Source organism: Flintibacter sp. P01028, assembly GCF_041925235.1.
Taxonomy (GTDB): domain Bacteria; phylum Bacillota; class Clostridia; order Oscillospirales; family Oscillospiraceae; genus Lawsonibacter; species Lawsonibacter aceti.
This window is the reverse complement of record NZ_JBHEVC010000032.1, coordinates 1-519: the sequence shown is the minus strand read 5'-3', so window position 1 is coordinate 519 and position 519 is coordinate 1. Positions and strand designations below refer to the sequence as shown.

Sequence of the window (519 nt, the reverse complement as noted above, 5' to 3'; positions counted from 1 at the left end):
CCGTTGCCGTGGGCATTGTAAGCGGTCTGGCGGCAACTGGTGTTAACCAGGCCATCAAGCAGATGAAGGAATAACAACATATTTTTGACTACAAAGGAGATTGAACTATGAACACCGAACTACTGTATGAACTGTACGAAATCAATGAGAAGAACGACGCACCCGATTTGGCGACCGTAGGCATGCCCATGCTCCTGAAGAAGCACCCTGAGATTACCGACGAGGAGTCCAAGGCCATGCGAGAGTTTACCGGCAGACACGGTGCGGAGCTGGCCGCCGCTTATCAAACTGGCGGTATGGATACCTTCGCCGCCGCCGTGGAGGCTGGCATCCAGGCTGACAAAGAGGCCGCCGAGCAGGCGGAGCAGGCATAAGAAAAAGCCGCCCCACTGGGCGGCAAGAATTGACAGAAAGCGGACCCTCTGATAGAATGATTTTGTCCCACAAGGGACCGGAGGGATACTGCAACAACGGCAGGCGGTTAGCCACACCACCCGAGAGGGGGTGAGGCCATGCGGA

General features: G+C 55.9%; 1 protein-coding gene. It reads left to right on the top strand.

Features of this window, described 5'->3' with window-relative positions:
- The first annotated feature begins 107 nt into the window (after window positions 1-107).
- Window positions 108-374 (top strand): hypothetical protein, encoded by a 267-nt coding sequence (locus ACEVJK_RS14455; protein WP_374740905.1) that lies wholly within the window; start codon window positions 108-110, stop codon window positions 372-374.
- Window positions 375-519: the final 145 nt, after the last annotated feature.

Excerpts from the sequence above, each read along its gene's own strand:
- ACEVJK_RS14455 (WP_374740905.1), top strand. The coding sequence starts at position 108 with ATGAACACCGAACTACTGTATGAACTGTACGAAATCAATGAGAAGAAC.